This window comes from Bombella sp. ESL0385, from assembly GCF_009725755.1.
Classification (GTDB): Bacteria; Pseudomonadota; Alphaproteobacteria; order Acetobacterales; family Acetobacteraceae; genus Bombella; species Bombella pollinis.
This window is the reverse complement of the sequence record NZ_WNIJ01000004.1, coordinates 24,465-46,854: the sequence shown is the minus strand read 5'-3', so window position 1 is coordinate 46,854 and position 22,390 is coordinate 24,465. Positions and strand designations below refer to the sequence as shown.

The window sequence follows — 22,390 nt, the reverse complement described above, 5'->3', positions numbered from 1 at the left end:
GCCTATTCCATGTCTGAGTCTGTCGAGAAGACCGATACCCTGTTTCGTGAACAACAAGACCGTTATCGCGGTACGGTGTTCCTTCCCAAAACTTCTTTTCCTATGCGGGGGAATCTCCCCAAGCGGGAGCCAGAGATTTTGGCGCAATGGGCCGAGACTGGGCTAGATGAGCAGATTCGCGAGGCAGGACGTAAGGCGGAGCGTATCTTCACCCTTCATGATGGCCCGCCTTATGCGAATGGGCATATCCATATCGGCCATGCGCTTAATAAGGTGATGAAGGATGTCATCAACCGGGCGCATCGGATGGATGGGGCGGAGGTCCGCTATATGCCGGGGTGGGATTGCCACGGCCTGCCGATTGAATGGAAAGTTGAGGAAGAATATCGCAAAAAAGGCAAGGATAAGGACGCTGTGCCTGTCCTCCAATTCCGTGCGGAATGTCGTGAGTATGCGGCAAAATGGGTCGAGGCCCAGCGGGAGGATTTTAAGCGGTTAGGCATTCAGGCAGAGTGGGATCATCGCTATGTGACGATGGATTTCTCCTCCGAGGCCCAGATTGTAGAAGAAATTGGCAAGTTTTTGCTCAATGGGCGGCTTTATCGTGGGTTACGCCCTGTAATGTGGAGCCCTGTAGAAAAGACAGCCCTTGCCGAAGCGGAGGTCGAGTATCACGATATCACCTCCACAACGCTTTTTGTGGCCTTCCCGAATGTGAAGGACCCGACAGAGGGCCATAAGCTAGAGGGTGTCTCTGCAGTTATCTGGACGACAACGCCATGGACCATCCCCGTCAATCGTGCCCTCGCGGCAGGGCCGGAGATTCTCTATAGCGTCATTCAGGTTACCAGCGTGAAGGAGGGCAGCCTCGTGCCTGTGGGGGCCAAGCTGCTCATCGCTGAAGATCGTCTTACAGCTTTTGCGGAGGAAGCGGGCCTTAACGCCTATAATGTGCTGCATAGCTTGCCCGGCCAAGCCCTAGAGGGGGCTGTGTTTGCGCACCCTTTGCGGGGGCGTGGGTTTGATTATGACGTGCCGCTCTTGCTGGGAGAGTTTGTCACGACTGATGCCGGTACAGGGTTAGTTCATATGGCTCCGGCCCATGGTCATGATGACTTTATGCTCTGTCGCGCTCATGGGGTGGAAGTCACGGAGGAGGTCCGTGATAACGGCACTTATGTGGAGTGGATGCCAGAGCTTGGCGGTGTGCATGTCTTTAAGGCTACGCAGCCTGTATGCAGCTTGCTGACCGAGGTACGCGAGGTTGCGCAGAAGGCAGGTCGGCCCGCTTGTGGCTTGATGGCCCAGGCAGAGATTATCCACTCTTATCCTCATTCTTGGCGGTCTAAAAAGCCGGTGATTTTCCGGGCAACGCCGCAATGGTTCATCGCGATGGAGCCGCGTGAGGGTGATGAGGGCGGCCCCGGCCTGCGGGAGAAAGCTCTTAATGCGTTGGAGGATATTACCTTCGTTCCTGCAAGCGCGCGCCGCCGCTTAACCAGCATGATTGAGCAACGGCCCGATTGGTGTATTTCTCGCCAACGCTCTTGGGGCGTGCCGATTGCCGTATTTGTGGAGAAGCGCACCGGTGAGGTGCTGCGTGATGCGGAGGTCATGGCCCGCGTGGTGCAAAGCTTCCAAGAGCGTGGGGCAGATGCATGGTACGATACGGACCCTGCCATTTATCTTGGTGAAGGCCGCAACCCGGACGATTATGACCAAGTCTTTGATATTGTCGATGTCTGGTTTGAGAGTGGATGCAGCCATCGCTTTGTTCTGCATCAGGAAGGGGTGAATTACCCTGCTGATTTGTATTTGGAGGGCTCAGACCAGCATCGCGGTTGGTTCCAATCCTCTTTGTTGGAGAGTGTTGGGGCAGAAGGTGAGGCCTCCTATAAGGCGGTTGTGACCAATGGCTTTGTGCTGGATGGCCAAGGGCGGAAAATGTCCAAATCCCTCGGCAATACAATCGGGCCAAAGGATGTTACAGAGACTCTAGGGGCGGATGTATTGCGCCTATGGGTGTTGAACTCCGATACAAATGAGGACCTCCGCATCAGTAAGGAGATTCTCAAACAACAAGGCGAGCTGTATCGCCGCGTGCGTAATACGCTGCGTTGGTTGCTTGGCGCGCTTGAGGGGTTTGAGGCAGAGGAAGCTATCCCGCTTGGGTGGGAGGATGTTTCTGCCCCAGCTGATAAGGTGTTGCATAAGCTGTTCCCAGAGGATGCCGCGCGCGCATTACGCTATAAAACGACCGAGAAAGCGCGTAAGGCCCTGCCGCTTTTGGAGCAATATATCCTCCATCGCCTTTACGAGCTGTATCAGCGTATTCAAGAAGCGGTGCAGACTCATCAATGGAATGGCGTTTACCCGCTGCTGCATAATTTCTGCAACAATGAGCTTTCAGCCTTTTACTTCGACATCCGCAAAGATTGCCTCTATTGCGACCCGAAGGATTCGCCTAAACGCCGTGCAGCACGCACCGTGCTGGATATTCTCCATCGTGCTTTAACGACATGGCTTGCCCCGGCTTTGGTTTTTACGGCAGAAGAATCATGGCAGGCGCGTTTTGGGACGGAAAGTAGCGTACATGCAGAGCGTTTCTTCGTGCCTGAAGATGGCTGGCATAACCCGGTTTTAATCGAACATTGGGAGCTGGTACGTCAGGTACGTCGCCGGGTGAATACAGCGTTAGAGGCTGCACGGCGGGAAGGGCTTATTGGCTCCTCGCTGGAAGCACAAGTGATCCTTTCTCTCACGCCGGAGGAGCAAGCGGCTTCGGAGGGTGTGGATTGGGCGACGCTGTGCTTGGCTTCGGAAGTACATCTACAAGAGGGTAGTGATGCAGACCCCGTACAGGTGCGCCGTGCAGATGGGCAGAAATGCGCGCGCTGTTGGCGTGTCCTACCTGATGTGGGGCAGAATGAGGAACATACGCATCTCTGCTTGCGCTGTGTGGAGGCGGTAAGCGCATGATGTCCCCAACCGGGTCGGAGCCTCAGAGTGAGGCGAAGGCTTCCTCGCCTGTGACGTCTCAATCTACGCCGCGTTGGCGGCGTGTTGGGGTGGTGGTCGCTTTGCTCGTCTTATTGGTGGATCAAATCAGTAAGGCATGGATTTTACAGGGATTAGACCTCCCTGCAAAACGGAGTGTTGTGATCTTCCCGTGGCTTAATTTTACGATGGTGTGGAACCACGCTGTGACCTTCGGCATGTTTGGAGGGCATGGGCGATGGGTGTTTATCATCATTTCGGCTTTAGCTGTACTGGGGCTGTTATGTGTGCTGGCACGTTCGCGCCGCCGGTTGGTAAGTGTTGCCTGTGGTGGGATTATTGGCGGGGCGATTGGGAATGTGATTGACCGCCTACGTTACGGGGCTGTGGTGGATTTTCTCCATTTCCATATTGGGCAATGGTCTTGGTACGTTTTTAATATTGCAGATTCGGCCATTGTGTGTGGTGTTGGGCTGTGGCTGCTTGATTCTTTCTTGGTAGAGAGGCGGTCACATCATGGATAAAATGACAAGCGGCTTGCTCATTAAGGGTAGGACGGCTATAGGATTGAGCTATCTTCTTGTCAGTGCAATGCGGGAACCTGTCATGCGGCGTTTTGCTCCTTCAATTATGCGTTATGGGGTTCGGTTGGGGATTACGGCCTCGGTCGGGCTTGCGCTGGCGGGCTGTTCTGGTAGCGATGTTGCGCGCGGCTTTGGCCTGAAGCGTAGTTTGCCGGATGAATATGTGGTCACAACGCGTGCGCCCCTCTCCATGCCACCATCGGAGCAACTGGCTCTACCGGGTTCTGCCAGTGCGAACCGTCCCGATGAAAGCCCGCGTATGCAAGCTCTTGAGACACTGGACCCTGATGCGGCCTTGCATCCTAATGCTGGGGCGGATAGTGCAGGCCAAGAAGCCCTTGTAAAGAATGCGGCTACTGCCTCACATGCACCGACTAATGCCGAGCTAGGTGATGCTGATGCAGGCTTTGTGGATAGTCTGCTCTTCTGGCGCGGGGGCCGTGCGGGGAGTGTGGTTGATGGTGAGGCCGAAAATCGCCGCATCCAAAAGGCAGAGGCTTTAGGGCAGAGCTTTACAGAAGGCGCTACGCCTACTTTAAAGAAAAGCGGTAAGAAGTAAGGAGGTTTGCCCTCCTCTCTTACGAGGCCTTCTTACGGGGAGGGTATATGGCACGGCCTGTAATTCGCCGTTTGTCTGATCATGTTGTGGACCTTATCGCAGCGGGTGAGGTGGTGGAGCGGCCTGCTGCGGCCCTTAAAGAGCTTGTCGAAAATGCGTTAGATGCCGGGGCCACACGGATAGATGTGGCTCTGCGCGGTGGTGGTCGTGACGTTATTGAGGTTGTCGATAATGGTCGAGGGATGGATGCGGAGGAGCTTCCCCTCGCGGTGCAGCGTCATTGTACCTCCAAGTTACCTGATGATAATTTAACAGCCATTCAGACTTTAGGCTTCCGTGGGGAGGCTTTGCCCTCCATTGGGGCGAGTGCCCGCTTATCTTTAGTATCCCGTACGGCAGAGGCAGAGTCCGCATGGGAGTTATCGGTGGAAGGCGGGGTGATGAAAGGCCCCTTCCCCGCGGCAGGCAGCGTAGGGACGCGCGTTGTGGTGCGGGATTTGTTTTTCGCCACACCAGCGCGGCGGAAGTTTCTTAAAACCGTGCGGGTTGAAAGCGGCCATGCTGAGAGCGTCATGCGCCGGATTGCCCTTAGCGCGCCAGAATGTGCCTTTCGCGTTACCTTTGATGGGCGAGAGATTATGAATCTACCGCCGCAAGATATGCCGGGCCGTGTTGCTTCTATTTTAGCGGTGCCTGAGGATAACTTGCTGCATCTGGATGAGCAACGCGGGGCTATGCGGTTAAGCGGCTATTTATGTGGGCCGGGGGAGAGCCGGCGCACGGGGGCAGGGCAATTCATGCTCGTCAATCATCGTCCCGTGGTGGACCCCGTTTTAAGAACAGCGGTGCGCGTTGCTTATAGGCCTGTGATAGAGCGTGGGCGTTTTCCCATTTTCTTATTGCATCTTCAAGTACCGTTAGAGCGTGTGGATGTGAATGTTCATCCCGCTAAAACGGAGCTGCGTTTTGCTGATGAGGCCGAGGTGCGTGGCTTTGTGATTGGGGCGGTAGGCCGTGCCCTTGCGCGTGGGGCAGGTGAAGGCGGTGGGATTCAGGCAGACCTTAGCGTCATTGGTCGCCATGCAGGGCAAGAGGCAGCCCAGTTAAGCCAAAGCCACGCCTCCGCTTCCCAACAACGGTTAGACACTATTCCTGCGCGGGATTTTGGGTTTGGCCCTTCCGTACGGCGTCTAACACCTCCGCAAGGGGGGCGTAGCCAGCATGGTGAGGGCGTAGCAGAGGGGCAGCGTTCTTACACTACGGCATTTGCTGGGTTGGATGAGCGTGCGATGGCCGTGCAGCCGGATTCATCAGAGCCGCAAACTGTACCGCCTTCTTATCCTCTCGGTGTGCCGATTGGGCAGATTCACGCCACTTATATTCTCTCCATCGCGCCGAATGGGGATTTAATCCTCACCGACCAACATGCCGCGCATGAACGCTTAACGCATGAGCGTTTGCGTGCGCGTTTTGCAGAGGGGGCTATAACCGCACAGGCTCTCCTCATGCCGGAGGTTGTGGACCTCCCTCATGATGAAAGCATAGCCCTTTTGCAGTGCGCGGAGGAGCTTGCCGGTTTGGGGTTAGAGATTGAGGCCTTTGGCAGTGGGAGCATCCTTGTCCGTAGCCTTCCTGCCCCGTTAAGCGGTGGTGATGTTGCCGGGTTGCTGCGCGATGTAGCCGAAGAACTCGCCCAAATGCCCGATTTAGCAGCACGGCAGACGGATAGTTTGGAGTCCCGGTTTGAGGCCATCATGGCGCGGATGGCGTGCCATGGCAGTATTCGGGCCGGGCGCATCCTCAAGCAGGAGGAGATGGAGGCTCTCTTACGGGGGATGGAGCAGCACCCGCGCGCTAATACCTGTCCTCATGGTCGTCCTACATGGTTACGGCTAGACCGCGCAGGGCTAGAGACATTATTCGGCCGGGTAAAATAACGTCCCATCAACAGGCCCCTCACAGTCTTTTGACATATTTTCAGGCAGTTATGGGGCGCACCCTATAGGTTTTAGGCAGAAAAGAGCGGTAAGGCTAACGCCACAGAGGTGGGGCCTCTCTTGACTGGAAGGAACCTCCTAAAAGAATGTCTTAAAAAGAGGATGACATGACCGCGATTGTTGATGACCTAAAAACCGTTGTTGGGAAACGTAACGTCCTAACAGCGGAGGGAGCCACTTATGGGTATCGTAAGGGCTTTCGCTTTGGTGATGGCAAGGTGGAAGCGGTCGTGATTCCACGTTCGTTGGTCGAGCTATGGCATGTGGCAACGCTTGCGGTAGCAGCAGGGCGTATCATTTTAATGCAGGCCTCTAATACTGGCCTGACAGGTGGTTCCACCCCCGATGGGGATGATTATGACCGCCCCATCATTCTCATCAGTACAAGGCGATTAAAAGGGATTCAGCTTCTTGGGGAGGGTAAGCAAGTTGTCTGCCTCCCCGGGGCAGACCTCTACGAGCTGGAGGACCGGCTTGCGCCTCTTGGGCGGGAGCCTCATTCAGTGATTGGCTCATCTTGCATCGGGGCTTCTGTCTTGGGTGGGGTGAGTAATAATTCCGGCGGTGCACTCGTCCAGCGGGGGCCGGCCTATACGGAGATGGCCCTTTATGGTCAGGTAGATGCACACGGTAAGCTGCATCTGGTCAATCATCTAGGCATACGCTTCCCCAATGCGCAAACGGCCGAGGAGGTTTTAGAAGCCTTAGAGCATGGCCAATATCATCCAGAGGATGTTGATTGGTCGGGTCAGCAAAAAGCCCATGATGATGATTATGTAACGCGGATTCGGCAGGTCGATGCAGAGACGCCGGGCCGGTATAATGCAGATCCCGGCCGTTTATTTGAGGCCTCTGGCAATGCGGGGAAGTTGATTGTCTTTGCGGTGCGGTTAGATACATTCCCCGCCGCGCAGGAGACAGCCGTATTTTACCTTGGGACAAACCAGACCAAAACGCTGGAAACTGTGCGCCGTGCCTTGTTGACAGAGTTTGAGGAACTTCCCATCGCTGGTGAATATATGCACCGTGATGCTTTTGAGGTCACCGATCATTACGGGCGGGATACTGTGGCGATGATTCGCTATTTGGGGACGAAGCATCTACCTGCGCTATTTCGTGCGAAAGCGTGGGTGGATTCGCTATCTCGCCGGTTTCAGTGGGTGCCTGATGGGTTGAGCGACCGGGTGATGCAGTCTGTAAGTCGTCTTTTGCCCTCGCAAGTCCCCGCGCGTTTAATGGCTTATCATAAACGCTATGAGCATCACCTCATGCTACGGGTGTCAGGCCGTTTGGCGCAGCAGGTGCAGCCATGGTTAGACCGCTTTTTTGCTGAGGGTGGGGAGGGTGAAGGGGCCTTCTTTACCTGTACTGCAGAGGAAGGCAAATTAGCCTTTTTGCATCGTTTTGCCGCAGCCGGGGCGGCTAATCGTTATAATGTCGTCCACGCCCATATGACGGGCGGTATGATGGCTTTGGATATTGCCCTCCGCCGTAATGACTGGGATTGGTTTGAGCAACTCCCCCCAGAGATAGACGATAAATTAGTCATGAAGCTCTATTACGGGCACTTCCTCTGCCATGTCATGCATCAGGATTATGTGGTTAAAGCCGGTGTGGACCCGATGGAGGTGGAAAAAACTATGATGTGGCCTCTGCTCGATAAACGCGGAGCTTGTTATCCTGCTGAGCATAATGTAGGCCATCTCTACCAAGCCCCGCAAAGCATGGTGGAGCATTATCGCAAATTGGACCCCTGTAATTGTCTAAATCCCGGCATTGGCCGTCAGACCAAGCAAAAAAACTGGGTTGCTGAGAGCGTTTAAGGGAAGAAGAACTTTTAGAGAAAATCGTCTTCCCTAAGGGGGATGGGGGTGAGGGTTTCTGGCAGATAGAGCGGATGTTCTGGCCGGTGGCCCTTGCGGCTAAGCCTGAGGGCTGTGACCTCGTACCCCGCGCGCAGTAAGAGCAAAGCAACCTCAGGCCCACGGGCACGGAGTGCTTTGGCTTGTGGCGTGCCATAGGCTAGCACGATGCGCTCTGCATGGGCGGCCATCTCTAAAAGATAATGATTTGTTTCAGGCCCAATAGGGTCTGGGACTTCCAAAAGGCGTTTTTGGTCTGTGCAGCGATACGCAAAGCTATTGCCTACAAACATCCCGCCATAGCCCCATTTGCGACTATAACGCTGGCATTTTGCAACAGAGCGATCATCTCCATATTCTGTGGCGACAGAGGGGTTCATCATCACCCACATAATGAGCGGTTTTGTCTCATCCCACACACGGCGTAGGGTGTAACGGTAGCATTCCCCCGGTCCGTCATAACGGGCTGTGCTGGTGACATCATCCGCCAAACGCAGCGGTTTAGCCGTCCCGACATGATGCGTTGATTTAGCCATAAATCATCTCCAGAGATGGGGAAGGCTTAAAAATGGGCCCCGGGGGGGACTGTTACACAAGGGGAGATGCCATGGAGGCGTCTGCACGCATCGACAGCCTGACTATGGGTAAGATTTGTCAAACGAGCGCGGTAGAGCGTGCCGTGATTTGTGTGTGTTTGCATAATGTGGATGACGGCCTCACCGGCAATGGGGGTGATGCGGGGGCGTAATTTTGTGGCCGTCATATGAGCTTGGTTTTTCCCTGCATAGCTCCCAAGCTGAATGGCCCAATCATGGGTGGATTCCGCCATCATATCTGTAGCGCGTGTACGGCTGGTGGGGGCGTCAGCTAGCGGGATAGAGCGGATGCGGAGCGTATTGGCCTCTGGCCGCGGCTTTGCCCGTTGGGGGGCTGTGTGTTGCAGTGGAGGAGCGACCGGCTCTACCGGTGATGGCGTGAAGCCGCGTGAAGCCCAAGCGGCGCGTATATCCTGCGTCTCCGCAGTTTGGACGGCTTGCTCGGCGATTGGGGCGGCATCAGCCGGTAGGGCAGCCTCTGGATTATAATGGCGGCTCATCCTCGCTGTACGGTCGTGGCGGGCGACAATGAGGTCATTTTGCGAGCGTTGACGTGGCCAAATCCCAACGATTTTAGGCGCAATGGCCGCAACATAATTGCGTGTCTCGCGTGGGAGGGCACGATTTTGGCGGAGATAATGGTCCAAACTTCCGGGGCCATAATTATAGGCCGCTAAAAAGCCTGGGGAGCCATAAATATCATACATTTGGCGGAGATAGGCCGTGCCTGCCAAAATGTTATCGTGCGGGTCGTAAGGGTCGGGGCCGAGATTATATTGGGCGCGGAGATCATCATAAGAGGGAGGCATAATCTGCATTAGCCCCATTGCGCCGGGCGTAGAGGTAATAAAATTGCCCGAACTATCATAAAGATGCCCACCCGATTCTTGATGAATGACAGCGCGAATCCATTCCGTGGGGACATCAAAACGGTTGGAGGCTTCCTCAATATAAGGCCCCCAAGGGTCATCAGGGGGCCCGGGAGGTGTGTAATGTGAGCGCGCATGAGCGCGATAATCAGCTTGTTCCTCCATCACAGGCATGGCCGGTGTGGTTGGGTGGGAGGCACAGGCCGCCAGCAAAGTAGGCAGGAGCAAAGCCAAAAAGAAACGGACCATACGTGCAGGGGCAGCAGCAGTGCAAATCATGGAGGCGTCCAGTGCAAAGGCGGTAAAGGAGGTTTTTTTATCATGAAATTATAAAAATGGAGATAAATAGGTGCGTTTGGTAAAAATTATGTTAACTTATAAATCTAGCCTTCGCTGCTCTGATTTTCTATAAGGTCGTTAAGACTATGCAGTGTTATGGGTAGTGATGTGTTGAACTTAGAGATTGGGGTATAGAAGGATGTCATATGCCGCGTTGGATGCAGGCCGTGTTGCGAAAGTAGCAGAGCAGGCGTTGCAGACCCTAAAGGCAGAGGAGCCATCTGAAGTGACCCAGCGTAAGACTCTCTTGATAGAGCGGATCCATGCTCTTGCTAAAGCCGCTGCGGAGACAGGGCATCAGGGCACTATCACCCTGACATCAGAAGAGTTTTGGTTGATTTCTAAGAACTGGTAATCATCTTTTAAATAGATCGGCATAGAGTGGTGCGCGATCAAACTATTTCGATAGGGCTTATACGGCTTTAAGGGACGTTAAATAATGAAGTGGTTTTTTGCAATTACAGAGGCAACGCTTTCTAATGACCCGGACCATGGGTTCATAGATTGTATTCGTGTTGCCGTGCGCTCCGCACGTGAGAATACGAACTTGGTTCCACACATGGTCTTTGATGGTAATGAATGTGACTTCACGCGGGAAATGCGGGCTGCGGGTGTGACGGTTATCTTTCACCGTTTGCATTTTTATGACCGCTTATTAGACGCACAGCGTCGCCTAAAGCCGGAATGGCCCAATTACATCCTTACCGCTGCTGGGGCGTTTATGCGCTTGGAGCTGCCCTTGCTGGAGACGGAAGATCAGTATGTTCTTTATACTGATTGCGATGTGATGTTCATGAAGGACCCGCAGCTTGAGTTCTGCAAGCCCGCCATCTTCGCGGCCTGTGGCCAATTTGGGAAGCAGGATTATTATAGCGACATGAACTCCGGGGTCATGGTGATGAACCTTGAGCGCATGCGTAATGACCTCCCCGCGATGGTGGATTTCTTATGTGAAAATCTTGACCATATTGCAGGATATGACCAAGAACTATTGCGCATCTTCTATAATGCGCATTGGAGTCCGCTATCAGCTCGTTTCAACTGGAAGCCTTATTGGGGTGTGGATGAACGCGCAACGATTGTGCATTTCCACGCCGCTAAGCCTCCGGCCGCGCGTCATTTGCTGGACGACCCTGCTTACCGTGAGCATGACCATGTCTTCCATGCGTGGCGGCATTGGTTCTTCCAAAACCCTGCCGGGTATGGCTATTACGTTCCGCTTTGGGAGTCTCATTTAGAGAAGGCAAAGTCAGATTATAGCCTTGATATGGTTGATGAGTTTGATGCGCTGCGTGCAGAAAGCTAACACTTGTTGCTCTCTATTATAGGGAGTACGGTATGGGGGCTTGCCGGTGAGGTAGGCCCCCTTTTTATGCTTAATCTTTTGTTTGTGGGATGAGCTTTTCGCTCAAAGGGGTGCGTGCGTGGCGTTCTAGCCAACGGCCAAGGGGGCGGGCAATGGTTGGGCCAAGTGTGACAACGGCAATCATGCGTGCGGTCTGCATTGCAATGATAAATGGTAACGCAATGGGGATGTTAGCACTGATGACGATGATGGTATCCAGCCCGCCGGGGCTGGTGGCAAGATAGGCACTGAGCAGGTCAATCTTTGCAAAATAGGCAACGGGAAAGGCTAGTAAAGCACAGACGATAATGAGCGTAAGGGATGAAAGCAGAACAGCGGGAATGGAACGCAGCGCATAGCGTAATACGGGGGCCGTAAAGCGCAGCCCGATAGACCAGCCAATAATAAGATAAGCAGGGATACGCAGCCAGAATGGCGCGCTAATATGTAAAAGATCGCTCAATTGTAGGGCCGTCCCGATGAGGATGGTCAGCAAAAGGGCTAAAGCTGGCATCCGTAATTTGAGGCTGATGAGCGTACTAAGGATGATAAGGCTGAGGGTGGGGAGGAGATTGCCCTGTGTAAGAGGGGGTATCCCAATATCATGATGGGTACGGACAACAACCCATGAGACAAGCGAGGTCGCCACAGCTACCATAATAACGCGGAAATAGAGCATAAAAGCTGTAAGGCGCGCATCTGCTCCAAAGGCCCCACAGAGCATGACCATAGTGGAAGCCGCACCGGGGGAGGTGCCCCAAAGGGCCGTTGTTCCCGGCATGACACCAAACCACGCAAGCCCTGCACCAGTGGCGAAGCTGACTACAATAACCGACAGCACACTAAGGAGGACTAACGCCCAGTGTGAGAAAATATGATGCAGGACAGAGAGCGTAATGCTATTGACCACCACACAAGCAAGAATGGCTTGGGCCATTGTAAAGAATACAGGCTTTACAGTTACGGCACGGCCTTTGAGCGACATAATAATGCCAGCAATCATTGGCCCTAGCATCATCCCCGCTGTGAGATGGAGTAGTAAAAACACCCCAGAGATAAGCGCGGAGAGACTAACAAGCCCTGCCCATCTTAGGCTGTAAGATTTCCATGAGAAGGAAAAACGGCTCACACGCTCAGCCCCTGCTTAGCGGTCAGAATCATCGGTATCGTCTGAATGTTGTGCCGCGGGCTTTTTACGAAATGCGGCTAAGCTGACAACTTCCGCACCTTCGGCAGCGGGGGTAGGTGTATCATCTTTTGCCGCATGATCAGGCTTTTGCTCATGCGGTGTGGGACGGAAATTATGAACCTCCGCCGGGGGAGCTTCTTCCTCATAATGAGGTGTAAAGCGGAGGACGAGATGAATATGTGGGTCGGCAAAGGCTGTAATGGCGGCAAAGGGGATATGCAGCGTACTGGGCACCCCCCCAAAGGAAAGCCCCACAGAGAAAGAGCGCGCACTACGATCCACCGTGAGGTTTTGGAACTGATGTTGCAGCACGATGGTCATTTCCTCTGGGTAGCGTTCTTTCAACGCAGCAGGGATGACAACACCGGGAAATCTGGTGAGGAAGGTCATATAGAAATGATGCTCCCCCGGCAGGCCATGCACACTAATATGCTCTAAAGCTTTGAGCATGACCTCGCGATGCGCTTCTTCAAGCCATGTATCGTAAGGGAGGAGGCTGCTGGGCGGGGTCGGATCGAACCCATCTGGGCCTTTGGTATCATCACTCATGGAGGGACCCTCACCTGTTTCATAAAAAGCTCTCTAGGTGTGCGACAGCTACGATAAAATCGCAAGGGTCGAGCCGTATATTCTTTACGGTTTTGCACATTTAAAAGGGGATGGGTGGGGGGCTTCTGTTGCCCGGTGCCCCCCGGACCGCGCTTATCGCTTATGCAGCAACAGCGAGCACCTCAGAGTTATCGTTGGCACTTGTAAAATTAGCCCGATAACGGCGGTACAATGCCGGGCAAAAAGTAAATCTTTACCATGCGTGTCGAGCCTGTTTCGTCCCCCTAAGCCAACCTAAAAGGTTGATGGTGGAGACGCCGGGCACTGCCCCCGGGTCCACAACACTTATTTCATTTACCGTTTATCGCCATAGCTAAGGCCGAAGCCTCCAGCAGGAGAAGATATACGCTCTCTTAACGCCGATAGCAAGGATAAGAGAGTAGCCTACTGGTTAGGCTTGCAGGAGGGGCAGTTGTAAGGCTACATCAAGGCTTCCGCTAAGCAGGTGAGCAGGAGAGACATCATGGCCCTAACAGACGAGCAACAATCCGAAATTACGGCGTTGCGTGCCTCCCCGCATAAAACGGTTCGTCCTACCGTCCCTGCGATGGAGGAGATTTTGTTTGAGCCTTTCCCGTTGCTGGATCATGGGTTCATCCGGGTTGTGGATTATATGGGCGGCGATTCTGCCGTCGTGCAGGCTGCGCGTGTGTCTTATGGGAAGGGGACGCGTAAAACATCTGAGGATGCGGGGCTGATTCGTTATCTCATGCGGCATCGTCACTCCACACCTTTTGAGATGTGTGAGATTAAGTTCCATGTGAAACTCCCGCTCTTTGTCGCACGGCAGTGGATTCGCCATCGCATGGCCAGCGTGAATGAATATTCCGCGCGTTACTCTGTGTTGGATAAAGAGTTCTATCTCCCAGAGCCTGCTCATATTGCCGCGCAAAGTACGGTGAATCATCAAGGCCGTGGTGAAAGCTTGAGCGCGGAGACAGCACAACAGGTGCTTGCCATTCTCCAACGTGATGCGCTGCAATGTTACGGCGATTATGAGGAGATGCTGGACCCAGAAGGGATGGGCGTAGCGCGGGAGCTTGCCCGTATTAACCTTACCCTCAATACCTATACACAATGGTATTGGAAGATTGATTTGCATAATTTGATGCATTTTCTCGCCTTGCGGGCTGATTCCCACGCGCAATATGAGATTCGCGTTTATGCCCAAAAGATGATCGAGATTCTCAAGGCATGGGTGCCTCATACCGCTCAGGCGTTTGAGGAATATCGCCTAGGGGCTTATAGCTTCTCCGCTGGGATGTTGAAGGTCTTACGCCGCCGTCTTGCTGGTGAGGTCGTCACGCAGGAAAGCTCTGGCCTGACAAAGCGGGAATGGACAGAAATGCAAGCCGTGTTGGAAGGTTGAAGGAATAGTGCCTTCCTCCCCCGCCCCTTTTGATGATGAGGACCGCCCCACCGGGCCTGTGCAGGATTCTGAATCCTTGTTGGCAGAGGGGCGGCGTTTTCAATATGAGCAGGGGATTCCACCTCTTTTAGGTCGTGAGCCGCGCTTTTGGCCGTGGGCTTTATTAGCGGGTCTTTTAGTGGCTATTTCATTAGGGATAGAGCTTTTCTGGCCCTTGCCGGGGCGGCATGGTCCCTTACCTTCATGCGAGCATGTTACAGTGGGGACGGCCTCCTGCCAGCGTGTCCCACAAACACCGCCTCATATGGCGCATTGAGGGCTATGATGCGCCCCTCTAGCCCCTAGCTTTTAGCGTCTAAGAGACGACAACGCTTTTCCCACGGCTGCCGAGGACATCAAAGGCGCGTGTGAGGCGGGCGATGCAGTGTTCTTCTCCTGCGCGCATCCAGTTACGAATATCATATTCATGTTTGAGCGGCCGTCCCGTGTCAGGTGCCACTTGGCGGCGAAAAGCTTCTTTATGAGCATCAATATAGGTCGCAACACCCTGGGCATAGGCAAATTGCGTATCAGTATCGATATTGAGTTTAAAGACACCATAATCCACAGCGTGGCGGATATCCTGCTCATCCGAGCCTGACCCACCATGAAAAACGAGCGGGACCGGGTTAGGCTCGGTTTGGAATGTCGTAGCGATAAGAGCCTGTGAATCGCGCAAAATAGAGGGGCGGAGGCATACATTGCCGGGTTTATAGACGCCATGCACATTACCAAAAGAGGCCGCGATGGAGAGCATCCCTAAAGGGGAGAGGGCCTTCCATGCGGTAAGAACATCTTCCGGCTCTGTATAAAGCTCTGGGTTTTTTGCGGCATGATGGCCGGTAAGCTCTGTACCGATGCCATCTTCTTCCCCACCGGTGATGCCAAGCTCAATTTCCAACCCTATGCCGAGAGGGGTTAGTTTTTGCAAAAGCGTGGCGGCGGTAGCGATGTTCTGCTCCAATGGTTCCGTAGAAAGGTCTAGCATATGGGAGGAGAAAAGCGGCTGGCCTGTTTGCCCATAATGCTGACGATTTTCCTCAATCAGCCCCTCCAACCAGCCCAATAAAGGCCGGTTTGCATGGTCTGTATGGAGGATGACCGCTACACCATAATGACGCGCCAGAAGATGAACATGTCGTGCTAAAGCAACAGCACCAAGGATGTGAGCCTGTTGCTTATCCGGCAAGCCGCGCCCGGCATAAAATTGCGCCCCACCGGCAGAGATTTGGATGATGATGTCCGCACGATTCCGCCGCGCTGCCTCTAGGGCCATATTGGCCGTGGTCGAGCTACTAACATTCACCGCAGGGAGAGCATAACGGCCCAAATGGCAGCGTTGTATAAGGGCTTTATACGCTGCCCCAGTAACAACACCGGGTGTGATGGGTGTTGTCGCAGAGGGGGGAGATATAGACGCAGACATCTAAGGATTCTTTATAGAGGAGGGCAAAAGCCAACGCTGACAAGCATAGCCTGTTTTGCTAGCAGGATATATAGTCTAGAAAAATAGGACTATAAAGGTCATTGTTAAAGCATTAGCGTATATAAAAAAGATGCTCAGCCTGTTGAGTATCTGATAAGAGAGGCCCTTATGACACAAGATACCCTTATGATGATCGAGACAGAAGATACCCCTAATCCCGCAACATTGAAGTTTCTACCCGGTTGCGATGTGACGGGGGCGCGTCCCTCGGTTGATTTTGCAGAGGCAGGCCTTGTAGCAGGGCGTTCTGCTCTGGCTGATGCGTTATTTGGTTTGGGCGAGATTAAGCGTGTTTTTTTAGGGAGTGACTTCGTCTCTGTTACAAAGGCTGATGCGGCAGATTGGGCCACGCTACGGCCTCGTATTCTCATTACCTTGACAGATTTCTTTAAAAGCGGCGTTCCTGCTCTTGCAGGTGAGATTGCTGCTCCAGAGGCTGATATTGCCCCAGAAGATGCCGAGATTGTTGCCCAAGTGAAGGAGTTGTTAGATACACGGGTGCGTCCCGCCGTAGCGAGTGATGGGGGGGATATTGTCTTTCGTGGGTATCGCGAAGGGGTCGTGTATCTTAGTATGCAGGGGGCTTGCTCTGGCTGCCCATCCTCCCGTGCGACATTGCGTCACGGGGTAGAGAATATGTTACGCCATTATGTGCCAGAGGTGACGGCGGTTGAAGCTGTAGAGGAGTAAACGTTCATGACAACATCCCCCCCATCAGGCGTAACGCCTGACGGACAGCAGGTCGAGCAGCCTAAAAGCCCCCTCCTTGCGGAGGAGCTTTTTACCCATTGCCGCACAGCGGAAGGGTTCTCCACTAAGGCTGTGGGGGATGATGTGTTGCACCAGCTTTATGATTTGCTCAAACTCGGCCCAACCTCTGGTAATTGTTCTCCCGCACGTTTTGCGTTTCTACAAACCCAAGAAGCGCGCGGGGCGATTCGCCCCGCTTTGTCCCTTGGCAATGTAGAGCGTGCCATGGCCGCCCCCGTATTGGTGGTTGTGGGGTATGATCCTCTATTTTTCGAGCAGCTTAAAACACTCAACCCATTGCCGGGTCTGCGTGATTGGTTTGCCGCCGATGTAGGGTTGAGCGATGAGACGGCTTTTCGCAATGGGACGTTGCAAGGGGCGTATCTCATCATGGCTGCCCGGGCTTTAGGGCTGGCAGTGCGGCCAATGTCGGGTTTTGATGCCATGATGGTGGAGGAGCAATGCTTCCGTAAAAAAGGATGGCGGGCGAATTTTCTAGTCGCTTTGGGCTATCCCGATGAGGCTATGGAGCCTCCCCCTCGCGCTCCTCGCTTACCGATGGATGAGGCCTGCTTGTGGTTATGAAGCCCGAGCGGTGCTTGGTTTTAAATGGGGCTGGGGCCGGTCGGGGCTTGAGTAATCTTATCGCTTTGTTGGAGGGCGGTACGGTTATCGCCCAGCAGAGCTTAGCAGGGCGTGGCGCATCAGAGCGTTTTGCTCCTACAGTGCAGGCTTTACTAGCACAAGCGGGTTGGTCTCACCCGCCCGATTTGCTTGCAGCGATTATCGGGCCGGGGTCTTTTACTGGTTTACGCGCCTCTCTCTCTTTAGCCGCCGGGCTGGCACGGGGCTGGTCATGTCAGGGTGTTGGGGTTCGTCTGGGTGATGCCATGCGGGCGAGTCTGCAACGGAAGGATGCAACGATTCTCTGCCTCGCACGGCGTGGACGTGTTTTTGTGGACCCTCCCGGTAATGCGGTTTATGCCTTGCCGGTGGAAGAGATATCCCCCGGTTTATGGCCCGCCATTGCTGGTGATGCCGTGTATGGGGAGGATGCTTTGCCGGATCTGACAGGCGCGATGGGAGAGGCACGGTTAGGGCGTGAGAGTGAGCGGTTGCCATTAGCCGCCCCCACGGCGGAAGGCATTTTCCAAGCAGCGATTGAGGGCCTACAAACGCCGCAACCTTATGCGTTAGAGCCCCTTTATATCGACCCGCCCGAAGCACGGCCTCCTGCTGGTGGCCTTCGCCTAGCTCCGCGTTGAGAGGGGATGATGGTGCATTATTGTCTTACGAGCATGCCATGATTGTGATGATGCAAGTGGGGGTAGAGGCAACGGCTCTTTTATCTGCCTTGCATCATGCGGTTTTTGCGGAGCATGAGCCGTGGTCACAAGCTGCGTTTGAGCAGATTTTTACAATGCCCGGTGCAGAGGTGTGGTTGGCCTGCAAAGTTGCCTCCCAGAGTGTAAATAATGAACTAAAGGAGGCTCTGCCGATTGGCTTCATCGTCAGTCGTTCCGTGTTGGATGAAGGGGAGATATTAAGCCTCGGTGTTCATCCTGCATGGCGGAGACGGGGCATAGGGCGATACATGTTACGCCACCTTTTGCATAAAGCGCGGCAAGAGGGGATGACACTCTTTTTAGAGGTCCGTTTGAGTAATAAGCACGCAGCCGCTCTTTATGAGCAAGAAGGTTTCCAGCAGATAGCGGTGAGGCCTCATTATTATCAAGATGGTGAAGATGCTCGTATTTTCCGGTACTTAACGGATTCAGTATGATGATTAGGGCAAGATAAGTTTGGTTTTAAACATTAATTAACAATTTTTTACGTCTCTATACGGTCCACAAGGATTGGGCGCGTTCTATTTTATAAAACAATATGTTGCCGCGGTGAGTTGGCTTTTTCTTCATTTAAAATGAATGTTGTGAGTGTTGCTTTTCATAGGAAAAGACGAAAGAGGTTTATTGAATAAAAGTTACAGAGCCATAAAAAGGGGGAAGTAGGTGAAAGAGATTCCCCATAGAATGTTATGATATGGTGTTTCTTGAAAAGATGTTAGGTTAAAGCTGTAATTTTGAACAGTTTATAAACATGTTAGCAGGTCTCTGTTAGCAATAAGGCTTCACTATTACAACATAGGGGATTTTCATTGTTGTGCTTTTTCTGGTAATCAGGTATTGTTCCAAGCGAATTTCTTAGGAGTCAACTATTTATGTCATCTGAGACAGAAATGCAGGATCTGCGCCAGCTTACAGCACAGATCATTACCGCTTATGTAAGTAGTCATGATGTCGCCTCTGAGGCTTTGCCTGATCTTGTTCGCTCCGTTCATGGGGCGTTGGCTAGTGCGGGGGCCCCTGCTGATATAGAGCCGGAAAAGCCTGTACCGGCTGTTCCACCGCGGAAGTCCGTTTTCCCGGATTATATTATTTGCCTTGAAGACGGTAAAAAATTAAAGCTTCTGCGCCGTCATCTTAAAACTGCTTATAATATGACCCCGCAAGAATATCGGGAGCGTTGGGGCTTGCCAGCAGAATACCCGATGGTTGCCCCTAATTATGCGAATCATCGCTCATCTTTGGCACGGCGCATTGGTTTGGGTCGCCGCCGTGAGGATAAGACTGAGCAATAAGGGCACGATTGCTCTATATGGCTCACTGATAGATTAAGGCTCAAGGGGGGCACCGTCCCGATTATGATGTGTGTTGGACAAACCCCATCATAATCGGGTAAATCATCTGTATGGTGATGAGCACAAAAAAAATGGGACGCGAGAGTGCTGCGTCCGGCGGCGATGTGGGGGATTCCCCCATTGCGCGCCTATGCGTTAAGCATGGTTTAAAAATGACAGGCCAGCGGCGTGTAATCGCGCGCGTCCTCTCGGAGGCTGAAGACCATCCGGATGTAGAGGAGCTTTATCGCCGCGCCTCTGCTTTGGATAGTCGAATCTCTGTAGCGACTGTGTACCGAACAGTACGCCTTCTCGAAGAAAAAGGTATATTAGAGCGGCGAGACTTTGGTGGTGGCCGCGCGCGATATGAAGCGAGTGAGAATGGCCATCACTATCATTTGATTGATATTGATAGCGGTAATGTTATTGAGTTTGAAAATGATGAGTTGGTAGGACTACTCGCAAAGATTGCGGCTAAATTAGGTTTTGATCTTATGTCTCATCGTGCTGAGTTGTTTGGGCGGCGCACGAGTGGCGGTGAAAACTCATCCGTTGCTTCGCGATCTGGGCATGAGAAGTGAGTCATTTCATATGACCAGGAAAAGCGTGCTAGAGCATATGAGAGCGGAAGAGATAACTTCCTCGCCTGAAGTGGATTCGGATATGAGTGACTTGGTTACTAGCGAGAAGACGCGGCAACAAATGGATACATTGGCGGGTCTTGCCCTTAATCGTGACGGTGGTTTTCAAGAGTTGCGAGGTGGGAGTTTAGGCGTTCGTCTTGCTGCTAATGAGGAGGAGATTCGCGCCGCTCAGGCTTTGCGATATCGGGTTTTCTTTGGGGAAATGGGGGCGCATCCAAGTGAGGAAGCTCTCAAGACGCAGCTAGATGCCGATAAGTTTGATGAGATAGCCGATCATTTGTTGGTAGTTGATCACGCCTCTGGGGAAGATAAGCCCGTTGTGGTGGGGACTTATCGGCTGTTGCGCTCTGATATGCTTGGTCCGCAAGATCATTTTTATACAGCTGATGAATATGATATTTCTTGCTTAACAAATTTCTCTGGCCGCTTGCTGGAGGTGGGGCGTTCTTGCGTGGCGAAGGAGTATCGTGGTCGTGCGGCGATGCAGCTTTTATGGCGTGGCATTGCTTCTTATATTTTCTTGCATCGCATTGATATTTTGTTTGGTTGTGCCAGCTTACATGGTACCTCGCTGGAGGAGATGGATGAGGAGCTGACATGGCTTTATCATAACCATCTAGCCCCACCTGCTTTGCGTGTACGAGCCTTGCCAGAGCGTTATGTGGATATGCGGCGTGCAGACCCTGCGATGCTCGACCGCCGCCGCTGCCTAAGCAAATTACCCCCCTTAATTAAAGGATATTTGCGCTTAGGGGGGTATGTTGGTGATGGTGCTGTGGTGGATGAGCAGTTCAACACAACAGATGTCGCTATTTTGGTAAAAAGCGAGTTGCTGGCCGATAAATATTACCGGCATTATGAGCGTCGTCTGCGCGATGCGCTGGATTGAAAACATCACTTAAAAGGTACTTCACATGAGGATAAAGGCATTGTGTTCCCTACCGCAAAAGGGAGGGTGGCGCGGTGCCCTATATCTTATCATGGCGGGATGTATAGCAGCGTTATCTTTGCCGCCGCTTTGCTTTATCCCGGCTCTTCCTCTTGCTTTGGGGGTTTTGTATCAGGCGGTCGGTCTGGCCCCCACTAAACGGCAAGCGGCGTTATGGGCTTTTTTGTTCGGGATGGGGTTTTACACAGCAGGTTTATATTGGCTGACGAACGCTATCTTAACGCGTGTTGAGGAGTTTTGGTGGGCTGTGCCGTTCGCAGCCCCCGGTGTGGCTTTGCTTATTGCCCCCTTATTTATAGTCCCTGCTCTTTTATGCAGGTTGGTACCAGAGGGATGGCCGCGCCTGTTATTATTCGCCGGGAGTTGGACATTGGCCGATATGGCGCGTGTTTTTTACTTTTCTGGCTTCCCATGGAATCCCCTTGGCAGCGTGCTGGAGCTTCCCGGTTATGTGGGGGATGTGTTGATTCAACCAGCCTCCCTTATAGGGGTAGATGGGCTGACTTTTATGGTCGTGTTGGCATCGCTGGCTCTATGGCAGGGGCGGCGGGCTGCTTTGGGTGTATGTGTCTGTACTATTTTATGGTGCGGCTGGGGTGCGTGGCGTGTTGAGCATCATGCTCATCATTCTGGAGGGGGCAAACCAGCCATTGCCATTGTGCAAGGTAATGTGCCTGAGGATGATGTTCTGGAACGTGATGGCGCATCGGAGCAATTTGAGTCTTATCTACAGCTAACAGCCCGTGCCGTGGCCGATGCACGGGCGCATTTGCCGGGCCATCTCCCCGTTGTGATATGGCCCGAATCGGCTTTTCCCGGTTTGTTGGATGAGGATGAATGGGCACGCCAAACCATTGCAACAGCTGCGGCAGGGGCCCCTGTTCTGTTGGGGTCTGACCGGCGTGCGGGGAAGGGTCGCTGGTATAATAGTTTGATCGCTCTTGCAGCAGATGGCCATATTGAGGCGATTTATGACAAAAGCCGCCTTGTCCCCTTTGGGGAATATGAACCATGGATACTACCATTCCATCTTTTACCGGCCGTTGTGGTGCCGGGGCTGGGCTTAACACGGTGGGACTTGCCGCAGATAGGGCGTGTAGGTCCTATGGTCTGTTATGAGATTATATTCTCTGGCAGTGTGGTAGCGTCTGGTCAGCGGCCAGAGTGGTTACTGACAATTTCTAATGATGCTTGGTATGGCAATAGTGCCGGGCCACGGCAACATCTGGCAACAGGCAGGATGCGTGCTGTGGAGGAGGGTTTACCCGTAGTTTTTGCTAATAACCGGGGTGTGTCTGCTATTTATGATGCAGAAGGGCGGGATGTAGGCCATACAAAATGGGGTAAAGAGCAGACTTTGATTCGTGTTTTACCTGATGCAGAGGCATGGACAGTTTTTACATATATTGGGCGTTGGGGCCCTTTTACGTTAGCTATTTTGTCAGTTTTAATGGCTGTGTGGGGAGGATACGGGAGGAAGCAAAAACATGTTCATATTAACGAATCGTTAGTCAAGACGCGTTGACGTAG

22 protein-coding genes and 1 other RNA gene are annotated in these 22,390 nt (G+C 53.1%); 17 read left to right on the top strand and 6 right to left on the bottom strand.

Translation table 11 applies throughout. The features are described from left to right. Positions 1-9 precede the first annotated feature (9 nt). The 5 genes from ileS (at position 10) to dld (ending at position 7,960) form a co-directional block, all read left to right on the top strand. A complete protein-coding gene (gene ileS, locus GM557_RS08345; RefSeq protein ID WP_155573886.1) occupies positions 10-2,979 on the top strand; it encodes an isoleucine--tRNA ligase in 2,970 nt (989 codons plus the stop codon). Beyond that, a complete protein-coding gene (gene lspA / locus GM557_RS08340) occupies positions 2,976-3,521 on the top strand; it encodes a signal peptidase II (protein ID WP_230880654.1) in 546 nt (181 codons plus the stop codon). Before ileS ends, lspA begins: the two co-directional genes overlap by 4 nt. Positions 3,522-3,603: 82 nt before the next feature. After that, positions 3,604-4,140: a DUF3035 domain-containing protein gene (locus GM557_RS08335; protein ID WP_155573922.1), complete on the top strand. Its 537-nt coding sequence runs from the start codon at positions 3,604-3,606 to the stop codon at positions 4,138-4,140. A 47-nt stretch (positions 4,141-4,187) separates the two neighbouring features. Continuing rightward, positions 4,188-6,077 carry a DNA mismatch repair endonuclease MutL gene (gene mutL / locus GM557_RS08330; protein WP_155573885.1) on the top strand — a complete coding sequence of 630 codons (1,890 nt, stop codon included), beginning with the start codon at positions 4,188-4,190 and terminating at the stop codon, positions 6,075-6,077. Positions 6,078-6,244: 167 nt separating this feature from the next. Further along, complete coding sequence (dld, locus tag GM557_RS08325; protein WP_155573884.1) at positions 6,245-7,960, top strand: D-lactate dehydrogenase; 1,716 nt, start codon at positions 6,245-6,247, stop codon at positions 7,958-7,960. A gap of 14 nt (positions 7,961-7,974) precedes the next feature. Here dld and GM557_RS08320 read toward each other — a convergent pair whose 3' ends face one another. Beyond that, positions 7,975-8,535, bottom strand: a complete 561-nt coding sequence (locus GM557_RS08320; RefSeq protein ID WP_155573883.1) for a DUF1643 domain-containing protein — start codon at positions 8,533-8,535, stop codon at positions 7,975-7,977. A 26-nt stretch (positions 8,536-8,561) separates the two neighbouring features. Then, positions 8,562-9,743 carry a transglycosylase SLT domain-containing protein gene (locus GM557_RS08315; RefSeq protein WP_230873328.1) on the bottom strand — a complete coding sequence of 394 codons (1,182 nt, stop codon included), beginning with the start codon at positions 9,741-9,743 and terminating at the stop codon, positions 8,562-8,564. Positions 9,744-9,942: 199 nt separating this feature from the next. Here GM557_RS08315 and GM557_RS08310 point away from each other — a divergent pair, with 199 nt between their 5' ends. Together GM557_RS08310 and GM557_RS08305 are read left to right on the top strand one after the other, a co-directional pair. Next, complete coding sequence (locus GM557_RS08310) at positions 9,943-10,158, top strand: hypothetical protein (protein ID WP_155573882.1); 216 nt, start codon at positions 9,943-9,945, stop codon at positions 10,156-10,158. Positions 10,159-10,242: 84 nt separating this feature from the next. Continuing rightward, the gene (locus GM557_RS08305) at positions 10,243-11,109 is read left to right on the top strand and encodes a hypothetical protein (RefSeq protein WP_155573881.1); all 867 of its coding nucleotides are present in this window, start codon (positions 10,243-10,245) and stop codon (positions 11,107-11,109) included. A gap of 70 nt (positions 11,110-11,179) precedes the next feature. Here GM557_RS08305 and GM557_RS08300 read toward each other — a convergent pair whose 3' ends face one another. The 3 genes from GM557_RS08300 to ssrA all read right to left on the bottom strand — a co-directional run bounded on the left by GM557_RS08300 (position 11,180) and on the right by ssrA (position 13,319). Beyond that, positions 11,180-12,277, bottom strand: coding sequence for an AbrB family transcriptional regulator (locus tag GM557_RS08300; RefSeq protein WP_155573880.1), 1,098 nt, complete (start codon positions 12,275-12,277; stop codon positions 11,180-11,182). 15 nt (positions 12,278-12,292) lie between these two features. Next, entirely contained in the window at positions 12,293-12,886 is a 594-nt protein-coding gene (locus GM557_RS08295; protein ID WP_155573879.1) for an SspB family protein, read from the bottom strand. A gap of 113 nt (positions 12,887-12,999) precedes the next feature. Beyond that, positions 13,000-13,319, bottom strand: a transfer-messenger RNA (tmRNA) gene (gene ssrA, locus GM557_RS08290). Between the two features lie 90 nt (positions 13,320-13,409). Between ssrA and thyX the strand changes: the two genes are divergently transcribed. Together thyX and GM557_RS08280 are read left to right on the top strand one after the other, a co-directional pair. After that, the gene (thyX, locus tag GM557_RS08285; RefSeq protein WP_155573878.1) at positions 13,410-14,315 is read left to right on the top strand and encodes an FAD-dependent thymidylate synthase; all 906 of its coding nucleotides are present in this window, start codon (positions 13,410-13,412) and stop codon (positions 14,313-14,315) included. A gap of 7 nt (positions 14,316-14,322) precedes the next feature. Beyond that, entirely contained in the window at positions 14,323-14,631 is a 309-nt protein-coding gene (locus GM557_RS08280; RefSeq protein WP_155573877.1) for a hypothetical protein, read from the top strand. Positions 14,632-14,670: 39 nt separating this feature from the next. Here the strand turns inward: GM557_RS08280 and fbaA are convergent, their stop codons facing one another. After that, the gene (gene fbaA, locus GM557_RS08275) at positions 14,671-15,780 is read right to left on the bottom strand and encodes a class II fructose-bisphosphate aldolase (protein WP_155573876.1); all 1,110 of its coding nucleotides are present in this window, start codon (positions 15,778-15,780) and stop codon (positions 14,671-14,673) included. A 186-nt stretch (positions 15,781-15,966) separates the two neighbouring features. On the opposite strand from fbaA, the gene GM557_RS08270 reads away from it, so the two are divergent. From GM557_RS08270 to lnt, 8 genes are all read left to right on the top strand, one after another. Beyond that, a complete protein-coding gene (locus GM557_RS08270) occupies positions 15,967-16,530 on the top strand; it encodes a NifU family protein (RefSeq protein WP_155573919.1) in 564 nt (187 codons plus the stop codon). Between the two features lie 6 nt (positions 16,531-16,536). Beyond that, the gene (locus tag GM557_RS08265) at positions 16,537-17,175 is read left to right on the top strand and encodes a malonic semialdehyde reductase (protein WP_155573875.1); all 639 of its coding nucleotides are present in this window, start codon (positions 16,537-16,539) and stop codon (positions 17,173-17,175) included. Further along, positions 17,172-17,855 (top strand): tRNA (adenosine(37)-N6)-threonylcarbamoyltransferase complex dimerization subunit type 1 TsaB, encoded by a 684-nt coding sequence (gene tsaB, locus GM557_RS08260; protein WP_230880659.1) that lies wholly within the window; start codon positions 17,172-17,174, stop codon positions 17,853-17,855. Before GM557_RS08265 ends, tsaB begins: the two co-directional genes overlap by 4 nt. A gap of 20 nt (positions 17,856-17,875) precedes the next feature. Continuing rightward, positions 17,876-18,373, top strand: a complete 498-nt coding sequence (gene rimI / locus GM557_RS08255) for a ribosomal protein S18-alanine N-acetyltransferase (protein WP_155573874.1) — start codon at positions 17,876-17,878, stop codon at positions 18,371-18,373. A 435-nt stretch (positions 18,374-18,808) separates the two neighbouring features. Continuing rightward, positions 18,809-19,228, top strand: a complete 420-nt coding sequence (locus tag GM557_RS08250; RefSeq protein WP_155573873.1) for a MucR family transcriptional regulator — start codon at positions 18,809-18,811, stop codon at positions 19,226-19,228. Positions 19,229-19,338: 110 nt separating this feature from the next. Continuing rightward, positions 19,339-19,848, top strand: coding sequence for a Fur family transcriptional regulator (locus GM557_RS08245; protein WP_155573872.1), 510 nt, complete (start codon positions 19,339-19,341; stop codon positions 19,846-19,848). An 82-nt stretch (positions 19,849-19,930) separates the two neighbouring features. Beyond that, complete coding sequence (locus GM557_RS08240) at positions 19,931-20,800, top strand: GNAT family N-acetyltransferase (RefSeq protein WP_230880653.1); 870 nt, start codon at positions 19,931-19,933, stop codon at positions 20,798-20,800. A gap of 91 nt (positions 20,801-20,891) precedes the next feature. Beyond that, the gene (lnt, locus tag GM557_RS08235; RefSeq protein WP_230873327.1) at positions 20,892-22,385 is read left to right on the top strand and encodes an apolipoprotein N-acyltransferase; all 1,494 of its coding nucleotides are present in this window, start codon (positions 20,892-20,894) and stop codon (positions 22,383-22,385) included. Positions 22,386-22,390 lie beyond the last annotated feature (5 nt).

What these genes read in the sequence shown, in the direction of transcription:
- ileS (WP_155573886.1), top strand. Translation starts at nt 10, where the DNA reads ATGTCTGAGTCTGTCGAGAAGACCGATACCCTGTTTCGTGAACAACAA.
- lspA (WP_230880654.1), top strand. Translation starts at nt 2,976, where the DNA reads ATGATGTCCCCAACCGGGTCGGAGCCTCAGAGTGAGGCGAAGGCTTCC.
- GM557_RS08335 (WP_155573922.1), top strand. Translation starts at nt 3,604, where the DNA reads ATGCGGCGTTTTGCTCCTTCAATTATGCGTTATGGGGTTCGGTTGGGG.
- mutL (WP_155573885.1), top strand. Translation starts at nt 4,188, where the DNA reads ATGGCACGGCCTGTAATTCGCCGTTTGTCTGATCATGTTGTGGACCTT.
- dld (WP_155573884.1), top strand. Translation starts at nt 6,245, where the DNA reads ATGACCGCGATTGTTGATGACCTAAAAACCGTTGTTGGGAAACGTAAC.
- GM557_RS08320 (WP_155573883.1), bottom strand. Translation starts at nt 8,535, where the DNA reads ATGGCTAAATCAACGCATCATGTCGGGACGGCTAAACCGCTGCGTTTG.
- GM557_RS08315 (WP_230873328.1), bottom strand. Translation starts at nt 9,743, where the DNA reads ATGATTTGCACTGCTGCTGCCCCTGCACGTATGGTCCGTTTCTTTTTG.
- GM557_RS08310 (WP_155573882.1), top strand. Translation starts at nt 9,943, where the DNA reads ATGTCATATGCCGCGTTGGATGCAGGCCGTGTTGCGAAAGTAGCAGAG.
- GM557_RS08305 (WP_155573881.1), top strand. Translation starts at nt 10,243, where the DNA reads ATGAAGTGGTTTTTTGCAATTACAGAGGCAACGCTTTCTAATGACCCG.
- GM557_RS08295 (WP_155573879.1), bottom strand. Translation starts at nt 12,886, where the DNA reads ATGAGTGATGATACCAAAGGCCCAGATGGGTTCGATCCGACCCCGCCC.
- thyX (WP_155573878.1), top strand. Translation starts at nt 13,410, where the DNA reads ATGGCCCTAACAGACGAGCAACAATCCGAAATTACGGCGTTGCGTGCC.
- fbaA (WP_155573876.1), bottom strand. Translation starts at nt 15,780, where the DNA reads ATGTCTGCGTCTATATCTCCCCCCTCTGCGACAACACCCATCACACCC.
- GM557_RS08270 (WP_155573919.1), top strand. Translation starts at nt 15,967, where the DNA reads ATGATGATCGAGACAGAAGATACCCCTAATCCCGCAACATTGAAGTTT.
- GM557_RS08265 (WP_155573875.1), top strand. Translation starts at nt 16,537, where the DNA reads ATGACAACATCCCCCCCATCAGGCGTAACGCCTGACGGACAGCAGGTC.
- tsaB (WP_230880659.1), top strand. Translation starts at nt 17,172, where the DNA reads ATGAAGCCCGAGCGGTGCTTGGTTTTAAATGGGGCTGGGGCCGGTCGG.
- GM557_RS08250 (WP_155573873.1), top strand. Translation starts at nt 18,809, where the DNA reads ATGTCATCTGAGACAGAAATGCAGGATCTGCGCCAGCTTACAGCACAG.
- GM557_RS08245 (WP_155573872.1), top strand. Translation starts at nt 19,339, where the DNA reads ATGGTGATGAGCACAAAAAAAATGGGACGCGAGAGTGCTGCGTCCGGC.
- GM557_RS08240 (WP_230880653.1), top strand. Translation starts at nt 19,931, where the DNA reads ATGAGTGACTTGGTTACTAGCGAGAAGACGCGGCAACAAATGGATACA.
- lnt (WP_230873327.1), top strand. Translation starts at nt 20,892, where the DNA reads ATGGCGGGATGTATAGCAGCGTTATCTTTGCCGCCGCTTTGCTTTATC.